The organism is Haloferax profundi (assembly GCF_001469865.1).
Classification (GTDB): domain Archaea; phylum Halobacteriota; class Halobacteria; order Halobacteriales; family Haloferacaceae; genus Haloferax; species Haloferax profundi.
This window is the reverse complement of the sequence record NZ_LOPV01000578.1, coordinates 1-990: the sequence shown is the minus strand read 5'-3', so window position 1 is coordinate 990 and position 990 is coordinate 1. Positions and strand designations below refer to the sequence as shown.

The window sequence follows — 990 nt, the reverse complement described above, 5'->3', positions numbered from 1 at the left end:
GTGACAGCGTATACGACTGAAAGTTTGGAACGAGCGATGCTGTTGAATTTCGCAGTCACGACGAGCGATGGTGAACGGCGACTGGCCACACTCTCGCAGATGGTTTGGCCGCAAGACTTCCGGAACGTCACACTCGTCGACGATGGAATCCCGACTCGGAACGTCACCGTCGAACCCGGTGACGAGGAGACGATGACGGTCAAGGAGTGGACGCCGGGTAACGTTACTGTGTACGTGGTCGAAGACGTCGGCAACGACGAAACACACGAACAGACGGAAATCGAGGCGTGTACTCGTCGCGACCAAGTGCATACGCTTACCCTCGAAGAACGTGGTTCGGGTGGGTCGTCTCTGTGTGCACCTCGCTTCGGTTGGCTGATCGCCTGATACGAAGTAGAACGCCGTCACGGGTTTGGTGCGAGACAGGGACTCTCTTCGGCCAGTTTCGGGACGCGTCACCGATTGCTTCGACGTTCGAGCACCACGGCGAGTGAAACCGAGTGTATCGGTGCAACGAGGGTGGTACTCAGGAACCCACCGACGAGTGGCACTTGAGCGAGCACCCAGTATCCCAGTCCGAAGAGAATGACGAGTGAGAGGAGTGGCCAAAATGCACCCGTAGAAGCTTGGACACTGTGTTTGAGCGCGGCGAATACGCCATCTCCTCGAACGAGGAATCCGGGGAATAAGAACCCCCGAACAGAGACGAGTGAGACGACGACGAGTCCTAAGAGTGCGAGTGGGAGACTACTGAGTGTCACGGACGTCGGCCCGAATAGTACGGGAATCGAACCGAGCACGAAGAAGACGACTAGATACCTGCTGAGCGACCCGAGACGCTGCTCAGCATCTATCGACCGGGAAATCGTCACCCACCCGGCGAATCCGACTGCTATGAATACCAGAAACTCGAGGGTAATCGCCCCGAGAGCGTACGGGATTTCCAGGTCGACGAGCGCACTCGATTCTCTGACCGTTCGCGCGGGTCCA

General features: G+C 57.7%; 2 protein-coding genes. One reads left to right on the top strand and one right to left on the bottom strand.

What is annotated here, in order from left to right; genetic code table 11:
* Positions 1 to 387 (top strand): hypothetical protein (locus AUR66_RS17055; RefSeq protein WP_157533199.1); only part of this gene is annotated, 387 nt, incomplete at its 5' end.
* A 68-nt stretch (positions 388 to 455) separates the two neighbouring features.
* On the opposite strand, the gene AUR66_RS22265 is transcribed toward AUR66_RS17055, so the two are convergent.
* Positions 456 to 990, bottom strand: a 535-nt coding sequence (locus AUR66_RS22265) for a hypothetical protein (protein ID WP_058573376.1), incomplete at its 5' end; no start/stop codon positions are given.